General features: G+C 59.3%; 16 protein-coding genes. All 16 read left to right on the top strand.

The window, feature by feature from the left end; all coding sequences use genetic code 11:
- The first annotated feature begins 13 nt into the window (after nt 1-13).
- On the top strand, nt 14-460 hold the full coding sequence (locus V6P94_RS11360) for an NUDIX hydrolase (protein WP_133078167.1): 447 nt from the start codon (nt 14-16) through the stop codon (nt 458-460).
- A gap of 59 nt (nt 461-519) precedes the next feature.
- Entirely contained in the window at nt 520-1,653 is a 1,134-nt protein-coding gene (gene mnmA / locus V6P94_RS11355; protein ID WP_133078166.1) for a tRNA 2-thiouridine(34) synthase MnmA, read from the top strand.
- Nucleotides 1,650-2,273 carry a high frequency lysogenization protein HflD gene (gene hflD / locus V6P94_RS11350; protein WP_019828508.1) on the top strand — a complete coding sequence of 208 codons (624 nt, stop codon included), beginning with the start codon at nt 1,650-1,652 and terminating at the stop codon, nt 2,271-2,273. The genes mnmA and hflD overlap by 4 nt, the downstream gene beginning before the upstream one ends.
- A gap of 127 nt (nt 2,274-2,400) precedes the next feature.
- On the top strand, nt 2,401-3,771 hold the full coding sequence (gene purB / locus V6P94_RS11345; RefSeq protein ID WP_133078165.1) for an adenylosuccinate lyase: 1,371 nt from the start codon (nt 2,401-2,403) through the stop codon (nt 3,769-3,771).
- 83 nt (nt 3,772-3,854) lie between these two features.
- Nucleotides 3,855-5,021, top strand: coding sequence for a JmjC domain-containing protein (locus V6P94_RS11340; RefSeq protein WP_133078164.1), 1,167 nt, complete (start codon nt 3,855-3,857; stop codon nt 5,019-5,021).
- Nucleotides 5,014-5,436 (top strand): GNAT family N-acetyltransferase, encoded by a 423-nt coding sequence (locus V6P94_RS11335; RefSeq protein ID WP_133078163.1) that lies wholly within the window; start codon nt 5,014-5,016, stop codon nt 5,434-5,436. The genes V6P94_RS11340 and V6P94_RS11335 overlap by 8 nt, the downstream gene beginning before the upstream one ends.
- 124 nt (nt 5,437-5,560) lie before the next feature.
- Nucleotides 5,561-6,298: a secretin N-terminal domain-containing protein gene (locus tag V6P94_RS11330; protein ID WP_133078162.1), complete on the top strand. Its 738-nt coding sequence runs from the start codon at nt 5,561-5,563 to the stop codon at nt 6,296-6,298.
- A gap of 242 nt (nt 6,299-6,540) precedes the next feature.
- The gene (aceA, locus tag V6P94_RS11325; protein WP_003446991.1) at nt 6,541-7,866 is read left to right on the top strand and encodes an isocitrate lyase; all 1,326 of its coding nucleotides are present in this window, start codon (nt 6,541-6,543) and stop codon (nt 7,864-7,866) included.
- A gap of 671 nt (nt 7,867-8,537) precedes the next feature.
- The gene (locus tag V6P94_RS11320; protein WP_048358577.1) at nt 8,538-8,951 is read left to right on the top strand and encodes an NADH-quinone oxidoreductase subunit A; all 414 of its coding nucleotides are present in this window, start codon (nt 8,538-8,540) and stop codon (nt 8,949-8,951) included.
- Nucleotides 8,952-8,961: 10 nt separating this feature from the next.
- On the top strand, nt 8,962-9,636 hold the full coding sequence (locus V6P94_RS11315) for an NADH-quinone oxidoreductase subunit B family protein (protein WP_016780200.1): 675 nt from the start codon (nt 8,962-8,964) through the stop codon (nt 9,634-9,636).
- Nucleotides 9,637-9,710: 74 nt separating this feature from the next.
- On the top strand, nt 9,711-11,495 hold the full coding sequence (gene nuoC, locus V6P94_RS11310; protein WP_019828515.1) for an NADH-quinone oxidoreductase subunit C/D: 1,785 nt from the start codon (nt 9,711-9,713) through the stop codon (nt 11,493-11,495).
- Between the two features lie 2 nt (nt 11,496-11,497).
- Nucleotides 11,498-11,995 (top strand): NADH-quinone oxidoreductase subunit NuoE, encoded by a 498-nt coding sequence (gene nuoE, locus V6P94_RS11305; protein ID WP_016780198.1) that lies wholly within the window; start codon nt 11,498-11,500, stop codon nt 11,993-11,995.
- Entirely contained in the window at nt 11,992-13,347 is a 1,356-nt protein-coding gene (nuoF, locus tag V6P94_RS11300) for an NADH-quinone oxidoreductase subunit NuoF (RefSeq protein ID WP_086796175.1), read from the top strand. The genes nuoE and nuoF overlap by 4 nt, the downstream gene beginning before the upstream one ends.
- 132 nt (nt 13,348-13,479) lie before the next feature.
- Entirely contained in the window at nt 13,480-16,194 is a 2,715-nt protein-coding gene (nuoG, locus tag V6P94_RS11295) for an NADH-quinone oxidoreductase subunit NuoG (protein ID WP_133078161.1), read from the top strand.
- Nucleotides 16,191-17,198, top strand: a complete 1,008-nt coding sequence (gene nuoH, locus V6P94_RS11290) for an NADH-quinone oxidoreductase subunit NuoH (protein WP_019828518.1) — start codon at nt 16,191-16,193, stop codon at nt 17,196-17,198. Before nuoG ends, nuoH begins: the two co-directional genes overlap by 4 nt.
- 12 nt (nt 17,199-17,210) lie before the next feature.
- Nucleotides 17,211-17,759 (top strand): NADH-quinone oxidoreductase subunit NuoI, encoded by a 549-nt coding sequence (nuoI, locus tag V6P94_RS11285; protein WP_016780194.1) that lies wholly within the window; start codon nt 17,211-17,213, stop codon nt 17,757-17,759.
- The last annotated feature ends 2 nt before the right edge of the window (nt 17,760-17,761 follow it).

Raw genomic sequence — 17,761 nt, 5'->3', positions numbered from 1 at the left:
AGGAGTGAACAATATGGAATGGAAACCCCACATCACCGTCGCCACTGTCGTCGAAGACAATGGCCGCTTCCTGATGGTTGAAGAGCTCAAGCGCGACCTCGCCGTGCTCAACCAACCGGCCGGGCATCTGGACCCGAACGAAAGCCTGATCGAGGCCGCCATCCGCGAAACCCTCGAAGAAACCGGTTACGACGTCGAACTGACCGGCGTGATCGGCATTTACCTGTATACCGCCCCCAGCAATGGCGTGACCTACCAGCGTATCTGCTTTGCCGGCAAGGCCATCAAGCACCACCCCGAATACCAACTGGACACGGGCATTATCGGCCCGCTGTGGCTGACCCGCGACGAGCTGATAGCCCAGCGTGAACGCTGGCGCAGCGAGCTTACCCTGCAGTGCATCGACGATTATCTGGACGGTAAACTGTTCGACCTGACGTTAATCCGCCCTTCGGTTTAGCCTTGAGCGCTCGGGCCTGCTAGAATCGCGTCCTTTTTCAAGACACTCATTGAAACCTTATGCGTGATCCAGCCCTAGTCGCCCCCGAAAAGCAGCGCGTCATCGTCGGCATGTCCGGCGGTGTCGATTCTTCCGTTTCCGCCGTTCTGCTCATGGAGCAGGGCTACCAGGTGGAAGGCCTGTTCATGAAGAACTGGGAGGAAGACGACGGTACTGATTACTGCACCGCCATGGATGATCTGGCAGACGCCCAGGCCGTGTGCGACAAAATTGGCATCAAGCTGCACACCGCCAATTTTGCTGCCGAGTACTGGGACAACGTGTTTGAGCACTTCCTGGCCGAATACAAGGCCGGTCGCACGCCGAACCCGGACATCCTGTGCAACCGCGAAATCAAGTTCAAGGCGTTCCTCGACTACGCCGTAATGCTCGGTGCCGACTTGATCGCCACCGGCCATTACGTGCGCCGTCGCGACATCGATGGCCGCACCGAACTGCTCAAGGGCCTGGACCCTAACAAGGACCAAAGCTACTTCCTGCACGCCGTTGGCGGCGAGCAAATCGCCAAGACCCTGTTTCCGGTCGGCGAACTGGAAAAACCCGAAGTGCGCAGGATCGCTGAAAAGCACGATCTGGCCACCGCGAAGAAAAAAGACTCCACCGGGATCTGCTTTATCGGCGAGCGCCGCTTCAGCGACTTCCTCAAGCAATACCTGCCGGCGCAGCCTGGCGAGATCAAAAATACCGAAGGTGAAGTGATCGGCCGCCACCACGGCCTGATGTATCACACCATCGGCCAGCGCCAGGGCCTGGGCATTGGCGGCCTTAAAGACGCCAGCGACGAGCCGTGGTACGTGCTGATCAAGGACCTGGAACACAACGAACTGATCGTTGGCCAAGGCAATGATCACCCGTGGCTGTTCTCCGGCGCCCTGCTCGCCTCCGAAATCTACTGGGTCAACCCGATCGACCTGAGCACCCCGCTGCGCCTGACAGCCAAGGTTCGCTATCGCCAAAGCGATCAACCCTGCACCCTGGAAAAAACCGCTACGGGATATCGCGCGACCTTCGACGACCCGCAACGGGCGGTCACTCCCGGCCAGTCCGTGGTGTTTTATGACGGCGAAGTCTGCCTGGGCGGCGGTGTGATCGAAGTGGCCGAGCCATGGTCCAGCAAGGGCAACCGGACATGAACGCCACTCAGGAGCAACTGGTAGCCCTGGGGGGCGTGTTTTTGGCCGCCGTGCTGGTGGACAAGATCGCCAAGACCGGACAGGTCAGCGAGGCCGACCTGAGCTGCATGCTCGGCAGCCTGCTGGTGCGCGACCCCAAGGACACGCTTGAAGTGTTTGGCGGTGACGACATCAACCTGCGAGAAGGCTATCGAGCCCTGATTGGCGCCCTTGAGCGCGACCCCAACACCCTGCAGCGCGAACCCCTGCGCTACGCGTTGTCGATGCTGGGCCTTGAACGCCAACTGGCCAAGCGCAATGACATGCTGGAACTGATCGGCAAACGCCTGCCGCAGATCCAGTCCCAGGTCGAGCACTTCGGCCCGGCCCACGAAAACGTGGTGGCCGCCTGTGGCGCGCTGTACCAGGACACCCTGAGCACTTTGCGTCAGCGAATCCAGGTACACGGCGACATGCGCAACCTGCAACAACCGAACAACGCATCAAAAATTCGCGCCCTGCTGCTGGCCGGTATCCGCTCAGCGCGGCTTTGGCGTCAATTGGGTGGCCACCGCTGGCAGCTGGTCATCAGCCGCCGCAAGCTGCTCAAAGAGCTTTATCCGATGCTGCGCGGCAACTGAAGCACGCCAGCTGGCACAGGTTTGAAAATCGATACGCGTATGACGCCGGTCACTTGGCAACGGACCGGCCGTTTTTTCATGTATGATACGCGCCCCATTTCGTTGCCCGACTGTCCGAGAACACCCCATGAAGCTTTCTTCGCTCACTGCGGTTTCCCCTGTTGACGGCCGCTACGCCGGCAAAACCCAGGCCCTGCGCCCAATTTTCAGCGAATACGGCTTGATCCGTGCTCGCGTCCTGGTTGAAGTTCGCTGGCTCCAGCGCCTGGCTGCTCACGCTGCCATCCCTGAAGTCCCGGCTTTTTCCGAGCAAGCCAACGCCGTTCTGAATGAACTGGCCGAAAACTTCTCCCTGGAACACGCCGAGCGCGCCAAAGAGATCGAGCGCACCACCAACCACGACGTCAAAGCCATTGAGTACCTGCTCAAGGAACAGGCTGCCAAGCTGCCTGAACTGGCCAACGTCAGTGAGTTCATCCACTTTGCCTGCACCAGCGAGGACATCAACAACCTGTCCCACGCCCTGATGCTGCGCGAAGGCCGTGATGACGTGATGCTGCCGCTGATGCGTCAAACCGCCCAGGCCATCCGCGAACTGGCCATCAAGTTCGCTGACGTGCCCATGCTGTCGCGCACCCACGGTCAACCGGCTTCGCCGACCACCCTGGGCAAAGAACTGGCCAACGTGGTTTACCGCCTGGAGCGTCAGATCGCTCAGGTTGCAGCCGTACCGCTGCTGGGCAAAATCAACGGCGCCGTAGGTAACTACAACGCCCACCTGTCGGCTTACCCGCAGATCGACTGGGAAGAAAACGCCCGCGCCTTTATCGAAGACGAACTGGGCCTGGGCTTCAACCCGTACACCACCCAGATCGAACCGCACGACTACATCGCCGAGCTGTTCGATGCAATCGCCCGCTTCAACACCATCCTGATCGACTTCGATCGCGATATCTGGGGCTACATCTCCCTGGGCTACTTCAAGCAGCGCACCATTGCCGGCGAAATCGGTTCCTCGACCATGCCACACAAGGTCAACCCGATCGACTTCGAAAACTCCGAAGGCAACCTGGGTATCGCCAACGCCCTGTTCCAGCATTTGGCCAGCAAGTTGCCAATTTCCCGCTGGCAGCGTGACCTGACCGACTCCACCGTACTACGCAACCTCGGCGTGGGCTTTGCCCATAGCGTGATCGCGTACGAAGCCAGCCTCAAAGGCATCAGCAAGCTTGAGCTTAACGCTCAGAAAATCGCTGCTGACCTGGACGCTTGCTGGGAAGTCCTGGCTGAGCCGATCCAGACCGTAATGCGCCGCTACAACATCGAAAACCCGTACGAGAAGCTCAAAGAGCTGACCCGCGGCAAGGGCATCAGCCCTGAAGCACTGCAAACTTTCATTGACGGCCTTGAAATGCCGGAAGCGGCCAAAGCCGAGCTGAAACTGCTGACCCCTGCCAACTACATTGGCAACGCGGTCGAGCAAGCCAAGCGCATCTGATCGCTGCAACGACCTATTAACGCCCGGCCGTGCCGGGCGTTTTTATTCCCGATTACAAAGTGCATTTTTTCAATAGGTTACACATGAATCCTGATATTCCTCTTCAACTTCTGGGCGGCATCACTGCACGCGAGTTCATGCGCGACTACTGGCAGAAAAAACCGCTGCTGGTCCGTCAGGCCATTCCTGACTTCGAAAGCCCGATCGACGCCGACGAACTGGCCGGTCTGGCCCTTGAAGAAGAAGTCGAATCGCGCCTGATCATCGAACACGGCGAGCGCCCATGGGAATTGCGCCGCGGCCCGTTCGCTGAAGACGAATTCGGCAAACTGCCTGAGCGCGAATGGACCCTGCTGGTGCAAGCGGTCGACCAGTTCGTACCTGAAGTCAACGAGCTGCTGGAAAACTTCCGTTTCCTGCCTAGCTGGCGCATCGACGACGTCATGATCAGCTACGCCGCCCCAGGTGGCAGCGTGGGCCCGCACTTTGACAACTACGATGTGTTCCTGCTGCAAGGCCACGGCCAGCGTCACTGGCAGATCGGCCAGATGTGCGACTCCGAGAGCAAGCTGCTGGAGCACGCCGACCTGCGCATCCTGGCCGACTTCCAGGCCACCGACGAGTGGACCCTGGAGCCCGGCGACATGCTCTACCTGCCGCCGCGCCTGGCCCACTGCGGCGTCGCCGTGGACGACTGCCTGACCTACTCGGTGGGCTTCCGCGCGCCGAGCGCCGCTGAAGTGCTGACCCACTTCACCGACTTCCTCAGCCAGTACCTGCCGGACGAAGACCGCTACACCGACGCCGACGCGCAGCCGGTCAGCGACCCGCACCAGATCCAGCACGACGCCCTGGGCCGCCTCAAGAGCCTGCTGACCGAGCACATGAGCGACGAGCGCATGCTGCTGACCTGGTTCGGCCAGTTCATGACCGAGCCACGTTATCCGGAACTCGTGGTCGGCCCTGAACTCGAAGAAGAAGACCTGCTGGGCAGCCTGGAACAGGGCGCGATCCTGATCCGCAACCCGAGCGCCCGCCTGGCCTGGTCCGAAGTCGATGAGGACCTGCTGCTGTTCGCCAGCGGCCAGAGCCGCCTGCTGCCGGGCAAGCTGCGCGAGCTGCTGAAAATGATTTGTGCCGCCGATGCGCTGCACAGTGACAACCTCGGCACATGGCTGGCCGATGAAGATGGACGCAACCTGCTCTGTGAGCTGGTTAAACAAGGAAGCCTGGGGTTCGCTGATGAATAGCATTCACGTACGTGTCGCCGACTGGCAAAAGGACAACGCCGAACTTCGACGCATTCGTGAGGCGGTGTTTATTGCCGAACAATCTGTACCTCCAGAACTGGAGTGGGATGCAGACGATGCCGATGCAGTGCATTTTCTGGCCTATGAAGGCGACTTTCCGATTGGCACCGCCCGGCTGCTGCCGGACGGCCATATCGGCCGCGTGTCAGTCCTCAAGGACTGGCGCGGCCTGAAAGTCGGCGACGCGTTGATGCAAGCCACGATCGAGGAAGCTGAAAAACGCGGCCTCAAGCAGCAAATGCTCAGCGCACAAGTGCATGCCACGCCGTTCTATGAGCGCCTGGGCTTCAAGATTGTCAGCGACGAATTCCTGGAAGCAGGGATTCCCCACGTTGATATGGTGCGCGGGAGCTGATCATCACGCCCTCCCACAAGAACCAGGCAACCCCAAAACGCCCTGCCATCCCCGGATCGCAGGGCGTTTTGCTATCTGCCACACTCTTCCCATCGCCCTCTCGAGCACCGCGGAGAAAACACAGATGCCACTACGCCCTTTTATCGCCAGTCTGCTGCTGATAGTCAGCGCCAGCGCGATCGCCGAAACCCAGGTCATTACCCTGCAAAACCGCACCAGCGCCAGCCTGCTGCCGATAGCCCGGGACTATATCGGCATCACCGGAAAAGTAAGCGCCTACGGCAATCAACTGATCGTCGACGCCCCGGCAGCGAGAATCCAGAGCCTGCAGGAGCTGCTGGCCAAGCTCGACAAGCCGGCCCGGCGCTTGCTGATCAGTGTTGATACCAGCGATAACAGCCCGCCCGACAGCAATGCCCGGGTCTACAGCACCGCCAGCCGGGAAGGTGGCACCCAACAGATTCAAGCCACAGAAGGCGTACCCGCCCTGATCCAGACGGGCAGCACCGTGCCACTGACCAGCAGCCAGACCGATGCCTATGGCCGCATGCTGAGCCAGACCGATTACCGCGATGTAACCCGCGGGTTTTACGTCACCGCCAACGTCACGGGAAATACCGTACATCTGTCCATCCGTACAAATCGTGACCGAATGAGCCAGGAGCGTTCTGATGTAGTGGAAACACAAAGTACCGACACAGAAGTCAGCGGCCCCCTGGGCCAATGGATAACCCTGGCCGGCATCAGCGGCCGCAATTTATCCCGCCAATCGCCCACAACCCGCACCTACTCTACTCAAAGTCGGGATGACATGACTGTACGAGTGAAAGTCGACGCACTCGACCAAAAGGGCCAAAACTGACTGACGAGTCGTTTTTCCGCAATTATGTAGTGTTATTAAAAAAGCACTACAAAACATTTGACGCCTCAAAAATGCAAGGGCATGATGGCCCCGCTCCCGCTGATCAGAGGCCCTGCAAAGGCCCTGGGGCCAGTACCGCCCATAGCGAGCAGCCATTCACGCACTCACTTCAAACAACATTGTTGTGTGCCTGGTGGAGCAACCATTTTTCAACCCAGACCTATGCGACGAGGTTTATCTCCATGGCACTGACACGCGAACAGCAAATTGCAGCCCTTGAAAAAGACTGGGCCGAAAACCCACGCTGGAAAGGCGTGACTCGCGATTACTCCGCTGCTGACGTGGTCCGCCTGCGCGGCTCGGTTCAACCCGAGCACACCTTTGCAAAAATGGGTGCCGACAAGCTGTGGAAACTGGTGACACAGGGCGCACACCCGTCCTTCCGTCCTGAGAAAGATTTCGTCAACTGCATGGGCGCCCTGACCGGGGGCCAAGCGGTTCAACAGGTTAAAGCCGGTATCCAGGCTATTTACCTGTCGGGTTGGCAAGTGGCGGCAGACAACAACTCTGCCGAATCCATGTACCCGGATCAGTCGCTGTACCCGGTGGACTCCGTTCCAACCGTGGTCAAGCGCATCAACAACTCGTTCCGCCGCGCCGACCAGATCCAGTGGAAAGCCGGTAAAAACCCGGGCGACCAGGGCTATATCGACTACTTCGCACCGATCGTGGCAGACGCTGAAGCCGGTTTCGGCGGTGTTCTCAACGCTTACGAACTGATGAAAAGCATGATCGAGGCAGGCGCCGCAGGCGTTCACTTCGAAGATCAGCTGGCCTCGGTTAAAAAATGCGGGCACATGGGCGGCAAGGTACTGGTACCGACCCAGGAAGCTGTGCAAAAGCTGACCGCTGCTCGTCTGGCCGCCGACGTTGCAGGCACACCGACGATCATTCTGGCCCGCACCGACGCCAACGCCGCCGACCTGCTGACCTCTGATTGCGACCCGTACGATCAGCCGTTCGTAACCGGTGAACGCACCAAGGAAGGCTTCTACAAAGTACGCGCCGGCCTGGATCAAGCCATCGCTCGCGGCCTGGCGTATGCGCCTTATGCCGACCTGATCTGGTGCGAAACTGCAAAGCCTGACCTGGACGAAGCCCGTCGCTTTGCCGAAGCGATCAAAAAGGAATACCCGGACCAACTGCTGTCGTACAACTGCTCGCCTTCCTTCAACTGGAAGAAAAACCTGGACGACGCGACCATCGCCAAGTTCCAGCGCGAACTGTCGGCAATGGGCTACAAGCACCAGTTCATCACCCTGGCGGGCATCCACAACATGTGGCACAGCATGTTCAACCTGGCGCACGACTACGCCCGCAACGACATGACTGCCTACGTAAAACTGCAAGAGCAGGAATTCGCTGACGCCGCCAAGGGTTACACCTTTGTGGCTCACCAGCAGGAAGTGGGCACCGGCTACTTCGACGACATGACCACCGTGATCCAGGGTGGCTCGTCTTCGGTCACTGCCCTGACCGGTTCGACTGAAGAAGAACAGTTCCACTGATAGTGGAACCACGGCCATTGCCCGGCTCGTAAAGCAAAAACGCAATGCCTCGCACATGACGCCCCGACTGGCTCGGGGCGTTTTTTTGCCTGCTAACTCCCATTACCACCACCAAACACCAAACACCAAACGTAGTCGCTGCCGAGGAACGAAGGCTGCGAGCTTTTGATTTTCATGGCGGCATATAAACAGCTCGCAGCCTTCGTTCCTCGGCAGCGACTACGGGATCAGAATGGTGAGTTGGATCAGAAGAATCAGGAATCAGGCCCATCCGACAAAACCCTGACCCAGATCCATAACCGAAAACAGAAACCGGGTTAAAAAGCCAAGTTCAAAACTTGCGAAGTGCGCTTATATAAGCCAACTTCAACCGGTACAAAGCACCGCGCCGCACTTAAACAATATTGATTATCATTTAGAGTTGCTGTTGTTGATTACCGGCGCTGTAAAACATAATCAACAAAACTCGCTGTAATGCCCGTGCCACAAGGCTTACAGCACATTCCAGGAAGGCCATACCACTAAAGGACTGAATTAATTCATCTTAGAAAATTTACTTGCTGGGTGTTTAGCCATAAAATCCCGGCAATCAATAGCACTGCGACATAACGTCACTGCTTTATTACCTTTTTAAGCTCAGAGACCTTTGCTCTCTGTTAAGGATTTCCAGCATGCCCGAAGCGACAGGACTCATAGCCCACAACTGGGGCTTTGCCATTTTCCTTCTCGGCGTTGTCGGCCTCTGCGCCTTCATGCTCGGTGTCTCCAGCCTCCTCGGGTCAAAAGCCTGGGGTCGCAGCAAAAACGAACCGTTCGAGTCCGGCATGCTACCCACCGGTGGCGCCCGCTTGCGGCTCTCAGCCAAATTCTATCTGGTCGCGATGCTGTTCGTGATCTTCGATATCGAAGCCCTCTATCTCTTTGCATGGTCTGTGTCTGTTCGCGAAAGCGGCTGGACCGGATTCGTCGAAGCTCTCGTTTTCATAGCAATTCTGTTGGCAGGCCTTGTCTACCTATTTCGGGTGGGTGCTCTTGATTGGGCACCGGAAGCTCGTCGTAAGCGGCAGGCCAAGCTGAAACAATGAGGCTTTGGCAATGCAATACGAACTCACCAGGATCGACCCGGATGCTCCTAACGAGCAATACCCGATCGGCACACGGGAAACCGTTGCCGATCCGTTAGAAGATCAAGTCCACAAAAACATCTTCATGGGCAAGCTGGAAGACGTGCTGAACGGCACGGTCAACTGGGGGCGTAAAAACTCCCTGTGGCCGTACAACTTCGGCCTGTCCTGCTGCTACGTGGAAATGACTACCGCCTTCACGGCGCCCCACGACATCGCACGCTTTGGCGCCGAAGTTATCCGGGCATCGCCGCGTCAGGCGGATTTCATGGTTATTGCCGGTACCTGCTTCATCAAGATGGCGCCGATCATTCAGCGTCTCTATGAGCAAATGCTTGAGCCTAAGTGGGTTATTTCCATGGGTTCTTGCGCCAACTCCGGTGGCATGTACGACATCTACTCCGTGGTTCAAGGGGTCGACAAGTTCCTGCCCGTGGACGTTTACGTGCCAGGCTGCCCACCCCGCCCTGAGGCTTTTCTGCAAGGTTTGATGCTCTTGCAAGAGTCGATTGGCCAGGAGCGTCGCCCACTTTCCTGGGTTGTCGGCGAGCAAGGCGTTTACCGCGCCGAGATGCCGTCCCAAAAGGAACAGCGCCGTGAACAGCGTATTCAGGTAACCAACCTGCGCAGCCCCGACGAAGTCTGATCCAGCACCGTTTCTATCAATAGAACGAAACCCTGGCTTCATTCTTTACGTTGACCGAAAGCGATAAAAAAACCATGACTACAGGCTCCGCTCTGTACATCCCGCCTTACAAGGCTGACGACCAAGATGTGGTTGTCGAACTCAATACCCGCTTTGGCCCTGAGGCGTTCACCGCCCAGGCCACGCGCACCGGCATGCCGGTGCTTTGGGTTACCCGCGCAAAACTGGTTGAAGTCCTGACCTTCCTGCGCAACCTGCCAAAACCTTACGTCATGCTCTATGACCTGCACGGTGTAGACGAACGTCTGCGTACCAAGCGTCAGGGCCTGCCATCGGGTGCGGACTTCACCGTCTTCTATCACCTGATGTCGCTTGAACGTAATAGTGACGTAATGATCAAGGTCGCCTTGTCCGAGAGCGACCTCAGCGTACCGACCGTGACCGGTATCTGGCCGAACGCCAACTGGTACGAGCGCGAAGTCTGGGACATGTTCGGCATCGACTTCAAAGGCCACCCTCACCTGTCGCGCATCATGATGCCGCCGACCTGGGAAGGTCACCCGCTGCGCAAGGACTTCCCGGCCCGTGCCACCGAGTTCGACCCGTACAGCCTGACCCTGGCCAAGGTGCAACTGGAAGAAGAAGCCGCACGCTTCCGTCCAGAAGACTGGGGCATGAAACGTTCGGGCGAAAACGAGGACTACATGTTCCTCAACCTGGGTCCGAACCACCCTTCGGCCCACGGTGCCTTCCGTATCATCCTGCAGCTGGACGGTGAAGAGATCGTCGACTGCGTGCCAGACGTCGGCTACCACCACCGTGGTGCCGAGAAAATGGCAGAGCGCCAGTCCTGGCACAGCTTCATCCCGTACACCGACCGTATCGACTACCTCGGCGGCGTGATGAACAACCTGCCGTACGTGCTCTCGGTCGAGAAGCTGGCCGGCATCAAGGTTCCGGATCGGGTCGATACCATCCGCATCATGATGGCCGAGTTCTTCCGCATCACCAGCCACCTGCTGTTCCTGGGTACTTACATCCAGGACGTGGGCGCCATGACCCCGGTGTTCTTCACCTTCACCGACCGTCAGCGCGCCTACAAAGTGATCGAAGCCATCACCGGTTTCCGTCTGCACCCGGCCTGGTACCGCATCGGCGGCGTTGCACACGACCTGCCCCGCGGTTGGGAAAAGCTGGTTCAGGAATTCATCGACTGGATGCCAAAGCGTCTGGACGAGTACCAGAAAGCCGCTCTGGACAACAGCATCCTGCGTGGCCGTACCATCGGCGTTGCCGCCTACAACACCAAAGAGGCCCTGGAATGGGGCGTCACCGGTGCTGGCTTGCGTTCGACCGGTTGTGATTTCGACATCCGTAAAGCGCGCCCGTATTCGGGCTACGAGAACTTCGAGTTCGAAGTCCCGCTGGCAGCCAACGGCGATGCCTACGATCGTTGCATCGTGCGTGTCGAAGAAATGCGTCAGAGCCTGAAAATCATCGAGCAGTGCATGCGCAACATGCCGGCAGGCCCGTACAAGGCGGATCACCCGCTGACCACGCCGCCGCCTAAAGAGCGCACGCTGCAGCACATCGAGACCTTGATCACGCACTTCCTGCAAGTTTCGTGGGGCCCGGTCATGCCGGCCAACGAATCCTTCCAGATGATCGAAGCGACCAAGGGCATCAACAGTTATTACCTGACGAGCGATGGCGGCACCATGAGCTACCGCACCCGGATTCGTACTCCAAGCTTCCCGCACCTGCAACAGATCCCTTCGGTGATCAAAGGTGAAATGGTCGCGGACTTGATTGCGTACCTGGGTAGTATCGATTTCGTTATGGCCGACGTGGACCGCTAAGCATGAACAGCACGCTTATCCAGACAGACCGTTTCGCCCTGAGCGAAACCGAGCGCTCGGCCATCGAGCACGAGATGCATCACTACGAAGATCCACGCGCAGCGTCGATCGAAGCCCTGAAGATCGTTCAGAAGGAACGCGGCTGGGTGCCGGACGGCGCGATTTACGCCATCGGCGAACTGCTGGGCATCCCTGCCAGCGACGTTGAAGGTGTGGCCACGTTCTACAGCCAGATCTTCCGCCAGCCCGTTGGCCGTCACATCATCCGCGTGTGTGACAGCATGGTCTGCTACATCGGCGGCCACGAATCCGTGGTTGGCGAAATCCAGAACAAGCTGGGCATCGGCCTGGGCCAGACCACTGCGGACGGCCGCTTCACGCTGCTGCCGGTGTGCTGCCTGGGCAACTGCGACAAGGCGCCGGCGTTGATGATCGACGACGACACATTCGGTGACGTGCAGCCTGCTGGCGTCGCCACGTTGCTGGAGGCCTACCCATGAGCCTGACTTCTTTCGGCCCTGCCAACCTGATCAAGCGTTCGGCAGAAACCCACCCCCTGACCTGGCGTCTGCGTGACGACGGCGAGCCGGTGTGGCTCGACGAATACCAGGCCAAGGACGGTTACGCCGCTGCGCGCAAGGCATTCGCTGACATGGCCCAGGACGACATCGTCCAGACCGTGAAAGACGCTGGCCTCAAGGGCCGCGGCGGTGCGGGCTTCCCCACGGGCGTGAAGTGGGGGCTGATGCCAAAAGATGAGTCCATGAACATCCGTTACCTGTTGTGTAACGCCGATGAAATGGAACCCAACACCTGGAAAGACCGCATGCTGATGGAGCAACTGCCCCATCTGCTCATCGAAGGCATGCTGATCAGTGCCCGTGCGCTCAAAACCTACCGCGGCTATATCTTCCTGCGTGGCGAATACACCACGGCTGCCGTGCACCTGCGCCGTGCTGTCGAAGAAGCCAAGGCAGCAGGCCTGCTGGGCAAGAACATTCTGGGCTCGGGGTTTGACTTCGAACTGTTCGTTCACACCGGCGCCGGGCGTTACATCTGCGGCGAAGAAACCGCACTGATCAACTCCCTCGAAGGCCGTCGCGCCAACCCGCGCTCCAAGCCGCCGTTCCCGGCTGCCGTGGGCGTATGGGGCAAGCCGACCTGCGTGAACAACGTTGAAACCCTGTGCAACGTACCGGCCATCATCGGCAACGGCGTTGACTGGTACAAATCCCTCGCCCGCGAAGGCAGCGAAGACCACGGCACCAAGCTGATGGGCTTCTCCGGCAAAGTGAAGAACCCTGGCCTGTGGGAACTGCCGTTCGGCGTGACCGCTCGCGAACTGTTCGAAGACTACGCTGGCGGCATGCGCGACGGCTTCAAGCTCAAGTGCTGGCAGCCAGGTGGCGCCGGTACCGGGTTCCTGCTGCCGGAGCACCTTGACGCACAAATGTACGCCGGTGGTATCGCCAAGGTCGGCACCCGTATGGGTACCGGCCTGGCAATGGCCGTCGACGACAGCGTCAACATGGTCTCCCTGCTGCGCAACATGGAACAGTTCTTCGCTCGCGAATCGTGCGGTTTCTGCACCCCTTGCCGTGATGGTCTGCCGTGGAGCGTCAAGCTCCTGATGGCGATTGAACACGGCGAAGGTCAGCCCGGCGATATCGAGACCCTGCTGGGTCTGGTCGGCTTCCTCGGCCCTGGCAAGACGTTCTGTGCTCACGCACCGGGTGCCGTGGAGCCTTTGGGCAGCGCGATCAAGTATTTCCGTCCAGAGTTCGAAGCCGGCATTGCGCAAGCAAAACCCGGTGTACCGCCTCTGGCACGCCCGATTGTAATCGGCGCGTAACGCTCTGTAGGAGAGCGGTCCGTGCCGCTCTTTGATCGTTCGATAACGCCGTGAGGCTGAGTTGTTTCGAACGCATAACAAGATTCCATTAGCCACGCCCGCTGACACCGGGCCAACGAAGACCTTTGAACAATGGCCACTATCCACGTAGACGGCAAAGATCTCGAAGTCGATGGGGCAGACAACCTGTTACAGGCGTGTCTGTCGCTGGGCCTCGATATCCCGTATTTCTGCTGGCACCCTGCCCTGGGCAGTGTTGGCGCTTGTCGCCAATGCGCCGTCAAGCAGTACACCGACGAGAACGACAAGCGTGGTCGTATCGTCATGTCATGCATGACCCCGGCCACCGACGGTAGCTGGATCTCCATCGACGACGAAGAGGCGAAAGTGTTTCGCGCCAGCGTTGTTGAATGGCTGATGACCAACCACCCGCACGACTGCCCGGTGTGCGAAGAAGGCGGTCACTGTCACCTGCAAGACATGACCGTGATGACCGGCCACAACGAGCGCCGTTATCGCTTCACCAAGCGTACCCACCAGAACCAGCAACTGGGCCCGTTCATTTCTCACGAGATGAACCGCTGCATCGCCTGCTATCGCTGTGTACGCTTCTATAAAGACTACGCTGGCGGCACTGACCTGGGCGTATTCGGTGCCCACGACAACGTGTACTTCGGTCGCGTTGAAGACGGCGTGCTCGAAAGCGAGTTCTCGGGCAACCTCACCGAAGTCTGCCCGACCGGTGTGTTCACCGACAAAACCCACTCCGAGCGCTACAACCGCAAGTGGGACATGCAGTTTGCACCGAGCATCTGCCACGGTTGCTCCAGCGGCTGCAACATCAGCCCGGGCGAGCGTTATGGGGAACTGCGTCGCATCGAAAACCGCTTCAACGGTTCGGTCAACCAGTACTTCCTGTGTGACCGTGGTCGTTTCGGCTATGGCTACGTCAACCGCACCGATCGTCCACGTCAGCCACTGCTGGCCGACGGCACCAAGCTGAGCCTGGACAACGCGCTGGATAAAGCCGCTGACCTGCTACGCGGTCGCAACATTGTCGGTATCGGTTCGCCACGGGCCAGCCTCGAAAGCAACTACGCGTTGCGCGAACTGGTCGGCGCCGAGCACTTCTACTCGGGCATCGAAGCCGGTGAGCTGGAGCGCATCCGCCTGGTGCTGCAAGTATTGAAAGACAGCCCGCTGCCAGTGCCGAACATGCGCGAGATCGAAGATCACGACGCCATTTTCGTCCTCGGCGAAGACCTGACCCAGACCGCCGCCCGCATGGCGCTGTCACTGCGTCAATCGGTCAAGGGCAAGGCTGAGGACATGGCCGACGCCATGCGCGTTCAGCCGTGGCTCGATGCCGCCGTGAAAAACATCGGCCAGCACGCGCTGAATCCGCTGTTTATCGCAAGCCTGGCTGAAACCAAGCTCGATGACGTGGCTGAAGAATGCGTACACGCTGCGCCGGATGACTTGGCCCGTATCGGTTTCGCCGTGGCTCACGCCCTCGACGCCAGCGCCCCTGCCGTTGCCGGCCTGGACGCTGAAGCACTGGAGCTGGCCAAGCGCATCGCCGACGCCCTGCTCGCGGCCAAACGCCCATTGATCATTGCCGGTACTTCCCTGGGCTCCAAGGCCCTGATCGAAGCGGCAGGCAACATCGCCAAAGCCCTGCACCTGCGTGAAAAAGCCGGTTCCATCAGCCTCGTCGTGCCGGAAGCCAACAGCCTCGGCCTGGCCATGCTGGGTGGCGATTCGGTAGATGCAGCCCTGCAAGCGGTGATCGACGGTAAAGCCGACGCCATCGTGGTACTGGAAAACGACCTGTTCACCCGCGTCGACGCCGTCAAGGTCAACGCCGCGCTGGACGCTGCCAAAGTGGTGATCGTTGCCGACCACCAGAAGACGGCCACCACCGACCGTGCCGACCTGGTACTGCCGGCAGCCAGCTTCGCTGAAGGCGACGGTACTCTGGTCAGCCAGGAAGGCCGCGCCCAGCGCTTCTTCCAGGTCTTCGACCCGACTTATCTGGACGCCAGCATCCTGGTTCACGAAGGCTGGCGCTGGTTGCATGCCCTGCGCAGCACCCTGCTGAACAAGCCGGTTGACTGGACCTTGCTCGACCACGTCACGCAAGCCACTGCTGCAAGCACACCTGCACTGGCCCGCATCGTTGATGCCGCGCCGTCTGCTGCGTTCCGCATCAAGGGCATGAAACTGGCTCGCGAACCGCTGCGTTACAGCGGCCGTACCGCCATGCGTGCCAACATCAGCGTGCACGAACCTCGTACCCCGCAAGACCCGGACACCGCGTTCGCCTTCTCCATGGAAGGTTACTCGGGCTCCGTCGAACCGCGCCAGCAAGTGCCGTTCGCCTGGTCGCCGGGCTGGAACTCGCCACAAGCGTGGAACAAGTTCCAGGACGAAGTGGGTGGTCATATCCGCGCTGGCGACCCGGGCACCCGCCTGATCGAAAGCACAGGTGATTCGCTGAGCTGGTTCGCCAACATCCCGGGCGCATTCAACCCGGCACGTGGCACCTGGCAAGTCGTGCCGTTCTTCCACCTGCTGGGCAGCGAAGAGAACTCTTCCAAAGCCGCGCCGGTTCAGGAACGCATTCCGGCTGCCTACATCGCACTGGCCAAATCCGAAGCCGACCGTCTGGGTGTCAATGATGGCGCGCTGCTCAGCCTGAACGTTGTCGGCGTGACCCTGCGTCTGCCGCTGCGTATCAATGAAGAGCTGGGTTCAGGTCTGGTGGCATTGCCAGCAGGCCTCGCCGGTATCCCGCCTGCGATCTTTGGCCTTACCGTTGACGGTTTGCAGGAGGCAGCCCAATGACCTGGTTCACCCCTGAAGTGATCGACGTGATTATCTCGGTGCTCAAAGCCGTGGTCATCCTGCTCGCCGTCGTGGTGTGCGGCGCGCTGCTCAGCTGGGTCGAGCGTCGCCTGCTGGCCTTGTGGCAAGACCGTTACGGTCCGAACCGCGTGGGCCCGTTCGGCGCGTTCCAGATCGCCGCCGACATGATCAAGATGTTCTTCAAGGAAGACTGGACCCCACCGTTTGCCGACAAGGTGATCTTCACCCTGGCACCGGTTGTGGCCATGAGCGCCTTGCTGATCGCCTTCGCGATTATCCCGATCACCCCGACCTGGGGCGTGGCGGATCTGAACGTCGGTATCCTGTTCTTCTTCGCGATGGCCGGCCTGTCGGTCTATGCGGTGTTGTTTGCAGGCTGGTCGAGCAACAACAAGTTCGCGCTGCTGGGTGCCTTGCGCGCCTCGGCACAGACGGTTTCCTACGAAGTGTTCATGGGCCTGGCGCTGATGGGCATCGTGGTGCAGGTTGGCTCGTTCAACATGCGCGACATCGTTGAATACCAGGCGCAGAACCTGTGGTTCATCATTCCGCAGATCTTCGGTTTCCTGACCTTCTTCATCGCAGGCGTGGCCGTGACTCACCGTCACCCCTTCGACCAGCCAGAAGCAGAACAGGAACTGGCCGATGGTTACCACATTGAATACGCCGGCATGAAATGGGGCATGTTCTTCGTTGGTGAATACATCGGGATCGTGTTGATCTCGGCGTTGCTGGTGACTTTGTTCTTCGGTGGCTGGCACGGGCCTTTCGGCATCCTGCCGCAGATCCCGTTTATCTGGTTCGCCCTGAAGACCGCGTTTTTCATCATGATCTTCATCCTGTTGCGCGCTTCTATTCCGCGCCCACGGTATGACCAAGTGATGGACTTCAGCTGGAAGTTCTGCCTGCCGCTGACCCTGATCAATTTGCTGGTGACCGCCGCAGTCGTGTTGTTGAACACGCCTGCCGGCGCGGTTCAGTGAGGATAGAGACCCATGTTCAAGTACCTGTTTGACATCGTGCATGGCACCTACACCCAGCTTCGCAGCTTGGTGATGGTCTTTGGCCATGCCTTCCGCAAGCGTGACACGCTGCAATACCCGGAAGAACCGGTCTACCTGCCACCGCGCTACCGTGGCCGGATTGTCCTGACCCGCGACCCGGACGGCGAAGAGCGTTGTGTAGCCTGTAACCTGTGCGCTGTCGCGTGCCCGGTAGGCTGCATCTCGCTGCAAAAAGCCGAAACCGAAGATGGTCGTTGGTACCCGGAGTTCTTCCGCATCAACTTCTCACGCTGCATTTTTTGCGGCCTGTGTGAGGAAGCCTGCCCGACCACCGCGATCCAGCTGACACCGGATTTCGAGATGGCCGAGTTCAAACGTCAGGATCTGGTGTACGAGAAAGAAGATCTGCTGATCTCCGGTCCCGGTAAGAACCCTGATTACAACTTCTATCGTGTTGCGGGTATGGCCGTTGAGGGCAAGCCGAAAGGCGCTGCCCAGAACGAAGCCGAGCCGATCAACGTGAAGAGCTTGCTGCCTTAAGG

The sequence above is a fragment of the Pseudomonas sp. ML2-2023-3 genome, from assembly GCF_037055275.1.
GTDB lineage: Bacteria > Pseudomonadota > Gammaproteobacteria > Pseudomonadales > Pseudomonadaceae > Aquipseudomonas.
The sequence above is the reverse complement of the archived record's forward strand: the minus strand, read 5'-3'. Positions and strand labels throughout refer to the sequence as shown.